17 protein-coding genes are annotated in these 14,034 nt (G+C 73.8%); 15 read left to right on the top strand and 2 right to left on the bottom strand.

Annotated elements, in window-relative coordinates; translation table 11 throughout:
- A complete protein-coding gene (locus NBH00_RS17225) occupies positions 1-1,293 on the top strand; it encodes a hypothetical protein (protein WP_254569829.1) in 1,293 nt (430 codons plus the stop codon).
- A 147-nt stretch (positions 1,294-1,440) separates the two neighbouring features.
- On the opposite strand, the gene NBH00_RS17220 is transcribed toward NBH00_RS17225, so the two are convergent.
- Positions 1,441-1,911 (bottom strand): GNAT family N-acetyltransferase, encoded by a 471-nt coding sequence (locus tag NBH00_RS17220; RefSeq protein ID WP_254569828.1) that lies wholly within the window; start codon positions 1,909-1,911, stop codon positions 1,441-1,443.
- 21 nt (positions 1,912-1,932) lie between these two features.
- Here NBH00_RS17220 and ftsY point away from each other — a divergent pair, with 21 nt between their 5' ends.
- From ftsY to rnhB, 11 genes are all read left to right on the top strand, one after another.
- Positions 1,933-2,943: a signal recognition particle-docking protein FtsY gene (gene ftsY, locus NBH00_RS17215; protein ID WP_254569827.1), complete on the top strand. Its 1,011-nt coding sequence runs from the start codon at positions 1,933-1,935 to the stop codon at positions 2,941-2,943.
- Between the two features lie 66 nt (positions 2,944-3,009).
- Positions 3,010-3,444 (top strand): NfeD family protein, encoded by a 435-nt coding sequence (locus tag NBH00_RS17210; protein ID WP_254569826.1) that lies wholly within the window; start codon positions 3,010-3,012, stop codon positions 3,442-3,444.
- Positions 3,445-3,503: 59 nt separating this feature from the next.
- Entirely contained in the window at positions 3,504-4,499 is a 996-nt protein-coding gene (locus tag NBH00_RS17205; protein ID WP_254569825.1) for an SPFH domain-containing protein, read from the top strand.
- 7 nt (positions 4,500-4,506) lie between these two features.
- Positions 4,507-5,841: a signal recognition particle protein gene (ffh, locus tag NBH00_RS17200; protein WP_254569824.1), complete on the top strand. Its 1,335-nt coding sequence runs from the start codon at positions 4,507-4,509 to the stop codon at positions 5,839-5,841.
- A 74-nt stretch (positions 5,842-5,915) separates the two neighbouring features.
- The gene (gene rpsP, locus NBH00_RS17195) at positions 5,916-6,158 is read left to right on the top strand and encodes a 30S ribosomal protein S16 (RefSeq protein WP_302182646.1); all 243 of its coding nucleotides are present in this window, start codon (positions 5,916-5,918) and stop codon (positions 6,156-6,158) included.
- A 10-nt stretch (positions 6,159-6,168) separates the two neighbouring features.
- Complete coding sequence (locus tag NBH00_RS17190) at positions 6,169-6,402, top strand: KH domain-containing protein (protein ID WP_254569822.1); 234 nt, start codon at positions 6,169-6,171, stop codon at positions 6,400-6,402.
- 7 nt (positions 6,403-6,409) lie between these two features.
- Positions 6,410-6,925, top strand: coding sequence for a ribosome maturation factor RimM (gene rimM / locus NBH00_RS17185; protein WP_254569821.1), 516 nt, complete (start codon positions 6,410-6,412; stop codon positions 6,923-6,925).
- A 4-nt stretch (positions 6,926-6,929) separates the two neighbouring features.
- Positions 6,930-7,628, top strand: a complete 699-nt coding sequence (gene trmD / locus NBH00_RS17180) for a tRNA (guanosine(37)-N1)-methyltransferase TrmD (protein ID WP_254569820.1) — start codon at positions 6,930-6,932, stop codon at positions 7,626-7,628.
- A gap of 165 nt (positions 7,629-7,793) precedes the next feature.
- Positions 7,794-8,408, top strand: a complete 615-nt coding sequence (rplS, locus tag NBH00_RS25560; protein WP_367401260.1) for a 50S ribosomal protein L19 — start codon at positions 7,794-7,796, stop codon at positions 8,406-8,408.
- Positions 8,405-9,013, top strand: coding sequence for a signal peptidase I (lepB, locus tag NBH00_RS17170; RefSeq protein WP_254569819.1), 609 nt, complete (start codon positions 8,405-8,407; stop codon positions 9,011-9,013). Before rplS ends, lepB begins: the two co-directional genes overlap by 4 nt.
- Before the next feature lie 4 nt (positions 9,014-9,017).
- Positions 9,018-9,734 carry a ribonuclease HII gene (rnhB, locus tag NBH00_RS17165; protein ID WP_254569818.1) on the top strand — a complete coding sequence of 239 codons (717 nt, stop codon included), beginning with the start codon at positions 9,018-9,020 and terminating at the stop codon, positions 9,732-9,734.
- Between the two features lie 126 nt (positions 9,735-9,860).
- Here the strand turns inward: rnhB and NBH00_RS17160 are convergent, their stop codons facing one another.
- Positions 9,861-10,232, bottom strand: a complete 372-nt coding sequence (locus tag NBH00_RS17160) for a YraN family protein (protein WP_254569817.1) — start codon at positions 10,230-10,232, stop codon at positions 9,861-9,863.
- Positions 10,233-10,363: 131 nt separating this feature from the next.
- Here NBH00_RS17160 and NBH00_RS17155 point away from each other — a divergent pair, with 131 nt between their 5' ends.
- From NBH00_RS17155 to thiD, 3 genes are read left to right on the top strand one after another with little or no spacing between them, the layout of a single operon-like run.
- Positions 10,364-11,887: a YifB family Mg chelatase-like AAA ATPase gene (locus NBH00_RS17155; protein WP_254569816.1), complete on the top strand. Its 1,524-nt coding sequence runs from the start codon at positions 10,364-10,366 to the stop codon at positions 11,885-11,887.
- Positions 11,884-13,002 carry a DNA-processing protein DprA gene (gene dprA, locus NBH00_RS17150; protein WP_254569815.1) on the top strand — a complete coding sequence of 373 codons (1,119 nt, stop codon included), beginning with the start codon at positions 11,884-11,886 and terminating at the stop codon, positions 13,000-13,002. Before NBH00_RS17155 ends, dprA begins: the two co-directional genes overlap by 4 nt.
- The gene (thiD, locus tag NBH00_RS17145; RefSeq protein WP_437126592.1) at positions 12,999-14,012 is read left to right on the top strand and encodes a bifunctional hydroxymethylpyrimidine kinase/phosphomethylpyrimidine kinase; all 1,014 of its coding nucleotides are present in this window, start codon (positions 12,999-13,001) and stop codon (positions 14,010-14,012) included. The genes dprA and thiD overlap by 4 nt, the downstream gene beginning before the upstream one ends.
- Positions 14,013-14,034 lie beyond the last annotated feature (22 nt).

Genomic DNA, 14,034 nt, shown 5'->3' with positions numbered 1-14,034 from the left:
ATGGGCAAGCGCGCACGCCGCAAGGGCATCGAGCCCGACGACTCCGTCCGGGAACTCGCAGGCCTCGGGCCGGCCGCGGCCGGCAAGGCCGAGCCGGCTGTGACCGACCCCGCGGACGACACCGTCGCGCTCGAGCCGGATGGCCGGCTGCGCGAGGTCTCGCTGCTCGTCGAGGAGGTCGACTACGTCTACCAGCTGTACCGCTGGATCATCCTCACCGGCAGCGTCCCGAAGGCGCAGGAGTGGCTGAAGAAGGAGCCGTGGCCGCACCCCGACTACGTCATCGACGTCTTCGGCTCGTGGGAGAAGTTCCTCGCCCACGCCCACGTGACGACGTCGCCGCTCCTCGCGCGGCTGCGCGCCGCCGACGCCGCGGAGAAGGACGTCGCGGCCGGGCGCAAGCAGGTCGAGAAGGAGCTCGCCCGCGTCGAGGACCTGCGCCGCCAGGTCCAGACGGCGCGCCTCGCCCGCGAGGCGGCCGAGGCCGCGCGCGGCGACGAGCGCTCCCGGGCCGACCGGCTCCAGCGCGCGCTCGACGCCGCCGAGACGCGCGCCGCCGCGGCCGAGGCGCGCCTGCACGAGCGGACCGCCGCCCTCGACGCCGCGGCCGCCGCCGGCCCGGACACCGCGGCGGACGAGCGCGCGGCCGCCCTCGCCGACGAGCTCGACGCCGTCCGCGCCCACCGCGAGGAGCTCCTGCGCCAGGCGGAGGAGCTGCGCGAGCAGGCCGTCCAGGACGCGAAGACGATCAACCGCCTGTCGACGGTCCTCGCCGAGCAGGGCGACGCCGGGGCGAGCGCCGAAGGCGCCGACGCGAGCGGCGGGCCCGACGCCGGCGCCGATCCGCCCGCGACGGTCGCCGAGGCGGTCGAGCGCGCCGCCGCCTCCGCCCAGGCGCTGCGCTTCACCGACGACGCCTTCACCTCCGCCGCCGACAGCCCCTACCGCCGTCCGGCCGAGATCCTCGAGACCCTCCGCACGCTCGACGAGCTCGCGGTCCTCCACGCGGATCCGGACGGCTTCGGCCGCTCGCTCACCCAGGCGGCGACCGAGCGCGGGCTGACGTACAAGCACGACGTGTCGGAGACGGCGCGCTCGCGTCATCCGCACGAGTACTCGACGACCGTCGACGGCCACCGCGTCGACCTCGGCCCGCACGTCGCGCTCGGCTCCGGGTCGGGCGCCGGCTTCATCGCCCGCATCTACCTCCACGTCGCGGACGGCTCGGGCGACGTGCCGCGCGGCATGTACGTCGGGCACGTCGGCCGCCACCTCCCGGACACGACGACGTGATCCTCGCGAACGACACGGTCCTGGCCGTCTTCAGCGCCGTCGTGCTCGGGCTGGGGTACGTCGCCTGCTTCGCGCTGTGGTGGTTCGTCTTCCGGGAGAAGAAGGAGAAGTAGCCGGGGCGCGCTGCGCGCGGCCCGCCCGCCCGCCCTACAGGGCCTTCTCGGCGAAGTACGTCGCGATCGGGTTCTGGTTGAAGTTCGCGATCTCGGTGTAGCCCTCGGACTCGTAGAGCGTCCTGGCGTGCGGCTGCTTCGGGCCGGTGTCGAGCCGCGCCACGGTGTACCCGAGCGCCCGGGCCGCGTCCTCGAGGGCGTGGAGGAGCTGGCGCGCGACGCCCTGACCGCGGGCGGCGGGCGCGACGTACATGCGCTTGATCTCGCACGTGCCGTCGGGCAGGCGCTTCACGCCACCGCAGCAGACGGCCTCCTCACCGGCCCAGCCGACGAGGAACGTGCCGCCGGGCGGGCCGAGCTCGGCGGCACCCGCCTTCGGCATGTCCGGGCCGTCGAGCACGAGGCCGTCGTAGATCTCGGCGATCTCGGCGGCCATCGCGCCGGCGAGCTCGCGTCCCTCCCCGGAGTCGACGGCGGCGGGGCGGAACTCGACGGTCAGGCGCATAGGGGTATCTTCGCGCAGCAGATGGCCCGCGACTGGAACGACCTGTTCATCACGAAGGCCGGCGTCACCGCCGCGGCCTCCGCCGAGGAGGCGGCCGCCGCGCCCGAGAAGAAGCGCCGCTTCTTCAAGCGGCTGCGCGAGAACATGGCCAAGACGCGCGAGGCGCTCGGGGCCGAGCTGCAGGCGACGCTCTTCGAGGGCGACATCGACGAGGACACCTGGGAGCGTCTGGAGGAGGCGCTCATCATGGCCGACGTCGGCGCCCAGACGACCGCGAAGGTCGTCGGGCAACTGGAGCAGGAGGCGACCGAGGGCGGGCTCGTCGGCGGCGAGGCGCTGTCGCAGCGGCTCACCGAGCTGCTCGCCGACATCGCGCGGACGGGGGACGGCCGCATCGACGTGAGCCACGGCCCGACGGTGATCATGACCATCGGCGTCAACGGCACCGGCAAGACGACGACGATCGGCAAGCTCGCGTGGCACCTGCAGAAGGAGCTCGGGCTGACCGTCGTCCTCGGCGCCGCCGACACCTTCCGGGCCGCCGCCGTCGAGCAGCTCGAGCAGTGGTCGGTCCGCGCCGGCTGCGAGATCGTCAAGGGCCCCGAGGGCTCGGACCCGGGCTCGGTCGCATTCGAGGCGGTCAAGCGCGGCCGCGAGATCGGTGCCGACGTCGTCATCGTCGACACCGCCGGGCGCCTGCACAATCAGGACCACCTCATGGAGGAGCTCGCGAAGATCCGGCGCGTGATCGGCAAGCAGCTCGCGGACGCGCCGCACGAGACGCTCCTCACGGTGGACTCCACCACCGGGCAGAACGGGCTGCGCCAAGCGCAGCTCTTCTCGCAGGCGGTCCCGGTCGACGGGATCGTCCTGACGAAGCTCGACGGCACCGCGAAGGGCGGCATCGCGCTCGCGATCGCCGCGGAGACCGGGATCCCGGTGAAGCTCATCGGGATCGGCGAGGCCCTCGAGGACCTGCGGCCGTTCGACGCGGACGACTTCGCGGCCGCCCTGCTGTCCCGCGGCGACTGACCTGTCGCACCGGTCGGCGCCCGGGCGGCCGACGACGCCCTCCAGAGGGGCTACGCTCCGTCGTACATGGATCTGTGGGTGGTGTTCGTCATCGCCGGCTGCCTCCTCGGTGCGGGGGAGATCGCCAATACGAGTTTCTACCTCGCGCCCTTCGCGATCGCGTGCCTTCTCGCCGCTGCGGTCGACGGCGCGGGCGGCCCCACCGCCGCCTCGATCGCGACGCTGCTCATCGCGTCCGTCGTCCTCTTCGTCTTCGTCCGCCCGATCGCCCGCCGGCACACCGAGATGCCCGCACTCGCTCGCACCGGGACCGACGCCCTCATCGGCCAGCGCGCGCTCGTGCTCGAGGAGATCGCAAGCGACGGCGGCCTCGGGAGCGTGAAGATCGGCGGCGAGGTGTGGACCGCCCGCGCGAGCGACGAGGACCAGCTCATCCCCGCCGGGTCCCGCGTGCAGGTCGTGGAGATCCGCGGCGCCACCGCGTACGTCAGCGAGGCTTGACCGGTGCCTCACGCCGGTCCGTCCGTCGTCACCCCGCCCCATCCGAAGGAGCCGTAGCCATGGCCGGTCTCATCGTCGCCGTCGTCCTGTTGCTCTTCATCGTCTACGTCGCGTCCCGGACCGTCCGGGTCGTCCCGCAGGCCCGCGCCGGCGTCGTCGAGCGGCTCGGCCGCTACAGCCGCACGCTTACCCCGGGCCTGACGATCGTCGTCCCGTTCATCGACAAGGTGAAGCCGCTCATCGATCTGCGCGAGCAGGTCGTCGCCTTCCCGCCGCAGCCGGTCATCACCGAGGACAACGTCTCGATCGGCGTGGACACGGTCCTGTACTTCACGATCACCGACCCGAAGTCGGCGGCCTACGAGATCGCCAACCCGCTACAGGCGATCGAGCAGCTCACGGTCACGACGCTGCGCAACGTCATCGGCGGCCTGACGCTCGAGCAGACGCTGACCTCGCGCGACGAGATCAACTCGAAGCTGCGCGTCGTCCTCGACGAGGCGACCGGCAAGTGGGGCATCCGCATCAATCGCGTCGAGATCAAGTCGGTCGACCCGCCGGCCTCGATCCAGGAGGCGATGGAGAAGCAGATGCGCGCCGAGCGCGACCGCCGCGCCTCGATCCTCACGGCCGAGGGCGTCAAGCAGTCGGCGATCCTCACCGCCGAGGGTGAGAAGCAGTCGTCGGTCCTGAAGGCCGAGGGCGCCAAGCAGTCGGCGATCCTGCGCGCCGAGGGCGAGGCGAAGGCCATCGACACGGTCTTCAAGGCGATCCACGAGGGTGCGCCCGACGAGGCGCTCCTGAGCTACCAGTACCTCCAGATGCTGCCGCAGCTCGCGCGCGGCGAGGCGAACAAGCTCTTCATCATCCCGAGCGAGTTCAGCCAGGCCCTCGGCAACATCGGCGGCGCGGTCGCGAAGGCCGTGACGCCTCCGCCGGCACCACCGGCGCCTCCGCCGGCACCACCGGCGCCACCGGCGGCGCCCGCACCGCCGGCCGTCGGGCCGCCGGCGCCGGCGGACGGCCAGGCACCGGACGCGCACGCCGTAGACTGACCGTCCGATGTTCGACGCCCTCTCCGAGAAGCTCCAGGCGACCCTGGCCGACGTCCGTGGCCGCGGCACGCTGACCGAGGACGACATCAAGAAGGCCATGCGGGAGATCCGCCTCGCCCTCCTGGAGGCGGACGTCAACTTCAAGGTCGTCAAGGAGTTCACGAACACCGTCCGCGAGCGGTGCATGGGCGCCGACATCGTCGGCCAGCTGAACCCCGGCCAGCAGGTCGTGAAGATCGTCCACGAGGAGCTCGAGGCCCTCATGGGCGGCCAGAGCGGGGACATCGTCTTCTCGCCCCGCCCGCCGACGGTCATCCTCATGGCCGGCCTGCAGGGCTCGGGCAAGACGACCGCCACCGCGAAGCTCGCGAAGTTCCTCCAGAAGGAGCACGGCTCGTCCGTCGGCGTCGCGGCCTGCGACGTCTACCGGCCGGCCGCGGTCGACCAGCTCGTCAAGGTCGGCGGCCAGGTCGGCGCGACCGTCTACGAGCAGGGCACCGACCGCGACCCCGTCGACATCGCGCGCTGGGCGCTCGACCAGGCCAAGCAGGACGGCAAGGACGTCCTCATCGTCGACACCTCGGGCCGCCTGCACGTCGACGAGAAGCTCATGGAGGAGCTGAAGAACATCCGCACCGCGGTGCGGCCGCACAACATCCTCCTCGTCGTCGACGCGATGACCGGTCAGGACGCGGTGAATGTCGCCGAGCAGTTCGGCGCCGCCGTGAACTTCGACGGCGTCATCATGTCCAAGCTCGACGGCGACGCCCGCGGCGGCGCGGCGCTGAGCGTCAAGGCGGTCACGGGCAAGCCGATCCTCTTCGCGTCGACGGGCGAGAAGCTCGACCAGTTCGAGCGGTTCCACCCCGACCGCATGGCCCAGCGGATCCTCGGCATGGGGGACGTCCTCTCGTTCATCGAGAAGGCGGGCGAGCAGTTCGACGCCGACCAGGCCGCCGAGATGGAGCGCAAGCTCCGCCAGAACGACTTCACGCTCGAGGACTTCCTCCAGCAGCTGAAGATGATCCGCAAGATGGGCCCGCTGACGTCGCTGCTCGGGATGATCCCGGGCTTCGCCGGGCAGCAGCTGAAGGGGATGAAGGTCGACGAGCGCGAGATGGACCGCGTCGAGGCGATCATCCTCTCGATGACGAGGGAGGAGCGCCGCCGGCCCGAGCTCATCAAGGGCTCGCGGCGTCTGCGGATCGCGAAGGGCTCCGGCGTCAGCGTCCAGCAGGTCAACCAGCTCGTGAAGCAGTTCGCGCAGATGCGCAAGGTCATGAAGCAGGTCGGCAAGGGCAAGATGCCCGACATGGCGGCGCTCATGCGGCAGGGCCGCTAGGCGCTCCGGCGCGCGGCCCGCTACCCTCCCTGGTCGGTTTTCGTAGGTCATTCGCAGTCTTCGAGAGGAAACACGTGGCAGTTCGACTTCGCCTCACCCGCGTGGGTGGGCACAAGGATCCCGTTTGGCGCGTCGTCGTCTGCGACGGGCGCTCCCCGCGCGACGGGCGCATCATCGAGACGGTCGGGCAGTACAACGCCCAGACCGAGCCGTCGACGATCGTCCTCAAGGAGGACCGCATCCGCGAGTGGATCGCCAAGGGCGCCCAGCCGTCCAACTCCGTGCGCAAGCTCATGCGCACCCAGGGCATCTCCTAGCCCCATCCCCATGGAGGAGCTGCTCGAACACCTGGCCCGCCAGCTCGTGGACGATCCCGAGCAGGTGGCCGTCGAGCGCTTCGACGAGGAGGACGGCACGATCGTCCTCGAGCTGTCCGTCGGCCCGGACGACTACGGCCGGGTCATCGGCCGCGGCGGCCGCACCGCGAACGCGCTGCGCACCGTCCTCAAGGCGTCGGCCGTTCCCCAGCAGCGCCGCGTGCTCGTCGACATCGTCGACTGACGACCCGGTGAGCACCCCCGCATCCGAGTGGCTCGAGGCCGGGCGCGTCGGGCGCCCCCACGGCCTCGACGGCTCCTTCTATGTCACGGGGCCACGCCCGGCGCTCCTGCGCGCCGGCGAGGTCGTGCGCGTGGGGACGGGGGAGGACGAGGCGGAGATCGTCCGCCGCTCCGGCACCGACGCGAAGCCGATCCTGCGCCTCGCCGGCGTCTCCGACCGCGAGGCCGTCGAGGCGATCCGCGGGCAGGCGCTGCTCGTGCCGCGGGCCGCGGCCGCCCCGCTCGCCGAGGACGAGTGGTACGCGACCGACCTCGTCGGCTGCGCCGTCGTCGACCTCGAGGCCGGCGTGGAGGTCGGGCACGTCAACGAGCTGCTCGGCCTGCCCTCCTGCGAGGCGCTCGTCGTCCCGCGCACCGACGGCGGGCCCGACCGGCTCATCCCGCTCGTGAAGGACTGCGTGCGCAGCGTCGACGTCGCGAGCAGCCGCATCGACATCAACCTGGCGTTCCTCGGCGAGGACTGAAGACGTGAAGCAGCTCGATGTCGTGACCCTGTTCCCCGAATGGTTCGACTGGTTCCGCACCCAGCGGCACGTCGGCAACGCCATGCGCGACGGCCTGGAGCTGCGCTGCATGAACCCGCGCGAGCACACACCGCTCACCGGCGGCCAGGTCGACGACACGCCCTTCGGCGGCGGCGCCGGGATGGTCCTGCGCGTCGACGTCATGGACGCCGCCCTGCGGGCCTTCTACAACATGGATCCCGTCGACCTGAAGCTTCAGCGGCGGGTCATCGCGCTCACGCCGGGCGGCCGGGTCCTCGACGACGCCTACGTCGACGAGCTCGCTGCCGAGCCCGCGATCACCCTGCTCTGCGGTCGGTACGAGGGCTTCGACGAGCGGATCGTCCAGCACTACGCCTCCGACACGCTCTCGGTCGGGCGCTACGTCCTCAGCGGGGGCGAGCTCGCCGCGATGACCGTCGCGGACGCCGTCATCCGGAAGCTGCCGGGCGCCCTCGGCCACGCCGACTCGGCCGTCGAGGAGTCCTTCAGCGCCGCGCTCGGCGGCAACCCCGAGTACCCGCACTACACGCGGCCGGCGGACTACCGCGGCTGGTCGGTCCCCGACGTGCTGCTCTCCGGGCACCACGAGGAGATCCGCAACTGGCGGCGGGCGCGGAGCGCCGAGCGCGGGGAGTCCCGCCCGGGGGACTCGACTCCCTAGCGAGTTCCTCGGCTGCGCCGCGGAACGTCACGGTGACCGTGAGGCCGGCGGTCACCAGGGGTCGCGGCGCGCCGGCCGAGGTCGGTCCGCTACCATCACCAGTCCGCGCGCCGGCCCAGTGCGACCCCGCACGCCCGCGCTAAACGCCTTCCCCTTCTCCTCCTTATGAGCACTGTCATTGAGTCCCTCGAGCGCGCGCAGCTGCGCCGCGTCCCCGTGTTCCAGCCGGGTGACCGCGTCAAGGTCCACTTCCAGGTGATCGAGGGCACGCGCAAGCGGACCCAGGTCTTCGAGGGGATCGTCATCAAGCGCCAGGGCCACGGCGCCCGCGAGACGTTCACCGTCCGCAAGCAGTCGTTCGGCGTCGGCGTGGAGCGCACGTTCCCGCTGCACTCGCCGAAGATCGAGAAGATCGAGGTCGCCGCCCGCGGTGACGTCCGCCGCGCGAAGCTCTACTACCTGCGCGATCGCGTCGGCAAGAGCGCCCGCGTCCGCGAGCGTCGCTACACCGGGCCCGAGCAGGTCGTCGTCCCGGGTCTCATCCACGACCCGGCCGCCGAGGCCGCGGCCGCGGAGGCCGCCGCCGAGGCGCAGGCCGCCGAGGCTGCGGAGGCCCAGGCCGCCGCGGACGCCGCTGCCGCCGAGGCCGAAGTCGCCGAGGCGCCCGCCGCCGAGGCCGACGCGCCGGCCACGGACGCTCCCGCCGAAGACGCTCCCGCGGGTGAGCCGGTGGCCGAGGCCGAGGGCGATGCCCCGGCCGACGGTAACGCCGAGGCGTGACCAAGGGCGAGAAGTCCACGACGAGCTCGCTGGTCGAGCTCGTCGTCATCGTCGCCGTGGCGCTGGGCCTCGCGCTCGGCATCCAGGCGTTCCTCGTCAAGCCGTACCGGATCCCCAGCGAGTCGATGGTCCCGACCCTGACGGTCGGTCAGCGGGTCCTCGTCAACCGCATCGGCAACCGGTTCTCCGATCCGGAGATCGGCGAGATCGTCGTCTTCCACCCGCCCGTCGGCGCGTCCACGCAGACCTGCGGCGCCAAGATCCGGGTCGCCGGCCAGGCCTGCGACCAGGAGACGCCGAAGAAGGACTCGGTGAACTTCATCAAGCGCGTCGTCGCCGGTCCCGGCGACACGATCGCGATCGTCGACGGGCACGTCATCCGCAACGGCAAGCGCGCGAAGGAGCCCTTCATCAACCCCTGCACGGGGACCGATGAGTGCAACTTCCCCAAGCCGATCAAGATTCCCGCCGGGCACTACTTCATGATGGGCGACAATCGTGGCCAGTCCGACGACAGTCGCTTCTGGGGCCCTGTTCCCCGCGGATGGATCATCGGTGGCGCCTTCGCCACCTACTGGCCCCCGAAGCGCATCGGCATCTTCTAGCGACGTGACGCCCGCGGGCGCCGTCGTCCCCGGCAAGGCCCGCCGCGCGCCGAAGCCGAAGGGCCGCCGCAAGCGCCCGGCGGGCCGCCGGCTCTTCCAGCACGACCGCCGCCTCGGCGTCCGGTACGTCGCCGGAGCCGACGAGGCCGGCCGCGGCTGCCTGGCCGGGCCGCTCGTCGCCGCCGGCGTCCTCTTCGACCTCCACGCCCTCGGCGTCCGCGAGGTCCGCGCCCTCTCGCTGCTGAACGACTCCAAGCAGCACACGCCCGAGGCCCGCGAGCGGCTGTACCCGCTCGTCCTCCGCTGCGCGATGCGGTCGGTCGTCGTGTCCCGCAGCGCCGAGTCGATCGACGCGCGCGGCCTGCACCGGACGAACCTCGACGCCCTCCGCGACGCCCTCGAGCGCGTGAGCGACGGCATCCCCGCGGGCAGCGTCCTCTGCCTCGTCGACGGCTTCCGGGTCCCCGACTTCGGGCGCGAGCAGCGCGCCATCGTCGACGGCGACGCGACGAGCGCGGCCATCGCCGCCGCCTCGATCCTCGCCAAGGTCTCGCGCGACCGGTTCATGGTCCGCGCCGACGCGCTCCACCCGGGCTGGCACTTCGCCGAGCACATGGGCTACTCAACGCCCGTCCACCGCGACGCGATCCAGCGCCACGGCGTCTCGCCGCTGCACCGCATGAGCTTCCAGTCGACGGCGTACCAGCAGCTCGCCCTCTGAGCAGCGCGCCGGGCGGCCGGGGAGCGCGGCCCGGCGGCCGGAGAGCGCGGCCCGGCGGCCGCCGCGGTGGTCCCTCGTGCTTCGCGACGCTCCGGCACCCCGGCCGCGTCCCGCCGCCCGCCGGCATCAGAACGCGCCCTCGAGGTGGTCGAGCCGGCAGAGGCGGCCCTGCGGGTCGATGACGATGCCGATCGCGTCGAAGCGGATCTCGCGGGCGGCCGGGCGGTCGGTCACCTCGCTGAGGTAGGCCGCGGCCATCCGTCTCACCTGCGCCCGCTTGCGCTCGTGGAGCGCGTCCCACGGCGACCCGTGCCGGCTCTCGCGGCGCGTCTTCACCTCCACGAACACGAGCGTGCCGCCGACGCTCGTCACGAGGTCGAGCTCGCCGAAACGGGTGCGGTGGTTGCGCGCGACGATGACGTGGCCGAGCCGCTCGAGGTGGGCGGCGGCGAGGTCCTCGCCATGGGCTCCGAGGGTGCGGCGCAGATCGGTGGACATGCGTCGATGGTGCGGCGGACACCTGCGACAGCGCTACCCCGTTCCTGTTCGGAGACTGCGCGCCCGCACGCACGAAGAGCGCACAGGTGTGTGGTTGAGACGTCACAGCGGCCGGACCTAGCGTCCCCGCCGTGCTCACCCGCATCACGACCTTCGCCCTCATCGGCATCGATCCCCGTCGCGTCGACGTCGAGGTCGACATCCGGCCCGGGCTGCCGTCGTTCACGATCGTCGGTCTCGGCGACCGGTCCGTCCGCGAGGCCCGCGAACGGGTGGCGGCCGCCGTCGCCAACTCCGGCTTCGAGTTCCCGCAGAAGCGCATCACGGTGAACCTCGCGCCGGCCGGGCTGCAGAAGAGCGGCCCCGGGTTCGACCTCGCGATCGCCTGCGGCGTCCTCGCGTGCATCGGGTGCATCGCGCCCGACGCCCTCGCGGACATCGCGGTCCACGGCGAGCTGCGCCTCGGCGGCGAGGTCCGGGCCGCCCGGGGCACGCTCGTCGTCGCCGAGGGTGCCCGTGACGCGGGCCTGCGGCGGCTGCTCGTCGCGCCGGACCGGGTGGGGGAGGCAAGCCTCCTCGAAGGCGTCGACGGGGTCGGGGCCGCCAACCTGCGCGCCGTCGTCGAGATCCTCGCCGGCCGCGCCGCGCCGTCCCGTGCCGGTGAGGACGGGGACCGGGCCCGCGTCGTCGAGCTGCTCCCCGACCTCGCCGACGTCCGCGGTCACGCCGAGTCGCTGGAGGCCGTGACGATCGCCGCGGCCGGCGGGCACAACCTGCTGTTCAGCGGGCCACCCGGCACCGGCAAGACGATGCTCGCCCGCAGACTTCCGTCGATCCTGCCGCCGCTCGGGCCGCAGGAGGCCCTCGAGGTCACCCGCATCGCGTCGATCGCGGGCGTCGGCGTGACCGACGAGCTCCTGTGCACGCGGCCGTTCCGGGCGCCGCACCACTCGATCTCGATGGCCGGCCTCGTCGGCGGCGGGTCGATCCCGAGGCCCGGCGAGGTGACGCTCGCCCACCACGGCGTCCTCTTCCTCGACGAGCTCTCGGAGTTCCCGCGTGGCGCCCTGGAGGCGCTGCGCCAGCCGCTCGAGGACGGTCGGGTGCTCGTCGTCCGCGGCCAGCAGAGCGTCCTCTTCCCGTGCCGGACGATGCTCGTCGCGGCCACGAACCCGTGCCCGTGCGGCTTCGGCGGCACCCCGCGGTGCCGCTGCAGCGTCGCGGAGCACGACCGTCACACGCGCCGGCTCAGCGGTCCGCTCCTGGATCGGATCGACCTCGCCGTCCGCGTGGACCGGCCGACCGCCGGCGAGCTGCAGGCGCCGTCGCTGCGGACGTCGGCCTCCGAGCGCGACCGCGTCGCCGCCGCGCGCGAGCGGCAGGCGGTCCGGCTCGCGGGCACCGGCGTCGCCTGCAACGCCCACATGGACGCGCGCCTGCTCCGCCGGCACCTGCGGCTGGACGACGGCGCCGACCGGCTGCTCGCGCGGGTCTACGAGCGCGGGCTGCTGTCCGCGCGAGGACGCCATCGGGTGCTGCGCGTCGCCCGCACGGTCGCGGACCTCGCCGGCGCCGAGACCGTCGACGAGGCGCATCTGCTCTCCGCTCTCGCCCTGCGCGGGGACGCCGGCGCCGAGACGGAGGCGGCGGCATGAGCGCGCTCGAGCCCGTCACGACCCTGCCCTGCGACCCGTGCGCCCGCCGGGCCTGGCTCATCGCCGCACTGGCCGGCAACCTCGAGTACGCCTGGCGCTCGCGCCGCCCGCTCCGCGACGTCCTCGCCCTGCCCGACGAGACGCTCATCGCGTCGCTCGGCGGGGAAGGCGCCTCGAGCCTGCGCGAACGCCGGGAGGGCGTCGACACAGCAGGGCTCCGGGCCCGCTGGGCGGCGGCGGGCGTCGCGGCCGTCTGTCGTCATGACCCGCGCTACCCCGAGCGGCTGCGGACCGGTCCCGACGCGCCGGCGGTCCTCTTCGCCTCCGGCGACCCGTCGCTGCTCACCGGGCTCGCCGGCTCCGTGGAGGGCGGGCCGCCGGCCGTCGCGATCGTCGGCACCCGGCGACCGCTCCCGGAGGCCGAGGCCTTCTCCCGCTTCCTCGGCCGCGGGATGGCCGCCGCCGGCGTGACCGTCGTCAGCGGGATGGCGATGGGCATCGACGCGGCCGCGCATCGCGGCGCCCTGGAGGCGGGCGGCCCGACGGTCGCCGTGCTCGCCTGCGGTCCCGAGCGGGCGTACCCGTTGAGCGTCGCGGCCGTCCACCGCCGGCTCGTGGCGGAGCAGCTCGTCGTCTCCGAGCTGCCCCCGGGCACGACCCCGTGGCGCTGGGCCTTCCCGGCGAGGAACCGGATCATCGCCGCGCTCGGCCGTGCGACGGTCGTCGTGGAGGCGGCCGAGCGCTCCGGGTCGCTCATCACCGCCGACTTCGCGGCCGACCTCGGACGCGACATCGGCGCGGTCCCCGGCCGGGCGGGGAGCCCGCGCACGCGCGGGTCCAACCAGCTGCTCGCCCAGGGCGCTGCGGTGATCCTCGAGCCCGCCGACGCCCTGGACCTCGTCCTCGGCGAAGGGCGCGCCCCGCTGCCGGCCGTCCCGCCGCGCCTCGAGCCGCGGCTGCAGGCCCTGCTCGCCGCGGTCCTCGACGGGGAGAGCCCCGCGGCGAGCGCGCCGACGCCGGAGGCGGCGGACGCGGCGCGGGTCGGACTGCTCGAGCTCGAGCTCCTCGGACTCGTCCGGCGGGCCCCCGGCGGCGGCCACGTGGCGGCATCATGAGCCACCGGACGCGGACCACTACCCTGCGGCTCGTGCCCGACCTGCCGCCCCGCGTTCCCGTCTGCCTCACGATCGCGGGGTCGGACTCCGGGGGCGGCGCCGGGATCCAGGCGGACCTGAAGGCCTTCGCCGCGTGCGGCGTGCATGGGGCGAGCGCGATCACCGCGATCACCGCCCAGAACACGCTGGCGGTGACGGGCGTCTGGCCGGTGCCGCCCGACGCGATCGTCGCCCAGATCGCCGCGGTCGTCGACGACCTCGACGTGGCCGCGGTGAAGATCGGCATGCTCGGCAGCGCCGAGAGCACCGCAGCCGTCGCGCGCGGCCTCGCGCTGCTCGATCCGGGCGTCCCGGTCGTCGTCGACCCGGTGATGGTCGCGGAGTCCGGCGCGCGGCTGCTGGACGAGGGCGCGGTCACGGCGCTCGTCGAGCTCATCCTGCCGCGGGCGACCGTCGTCACGCCGAACCTGCCGGAGGCCCGGGTCCTCGCCGGGCACCCGCGCGCCGGCGACCCACGCGCGGACCACTCGCACGCAGACCACCCGCGCGCGGACCGGGAGGGCGCCGAGGAGGGCACCCGCCGCCCCGCCGCGGCGATCCCCGCCGCAGCGACCCCCACCGCAGCGACCCCCGAGGCGGAGGCCGCGGAGGCGGAGGAGCTCGCGCGCGCGATCCACCGGCTCGGCCCGAGCGTCGTCGTCGTCACCGGCGGTCATCGGACCGAGGCGATCGACACGGTCTTCGACGGTACGACGGTCACGCGCATCCGCGGCGAGCGCCACGCCGACGGGGCCGCGCACGGCTCCGGCTGCACGCACGCCTCGGTGCTGGCGGCGCAGCTCGCGCTCGGCCTCGGGCCGGTGCCGGCGGCCCGGGAGGCGAAGGCCCGGGCGTCCGCCGCGGTCCGCGACGGGCTCCGCGGGGTCGGGGCCGGCGCCGGTCCCGTCGACGTCCTCGGCCTGGCCGCGCGGCGGGGCGCGCCCGCTCGGCCCGGCGACCTGGCGTCGTAGCGCTCCCCTGGGGCCGCCCGGC

Source organism: Paraconexibacter antarcticus, assembly GCF_024220175.1.
GTDB classification, from domain to species: Bacteria; Actinomycetota; Thermoleophilia; order Solirubrobacterales; family Solirubrobacteraceae; genus Paraconexibacter; species Paraconexibacter antarcticus.
The sequence above is the reverse complement of the archived record's forward strand: the minus strand, read 5'-3'. Positions and strand labels throughout refer to the sequence as shown.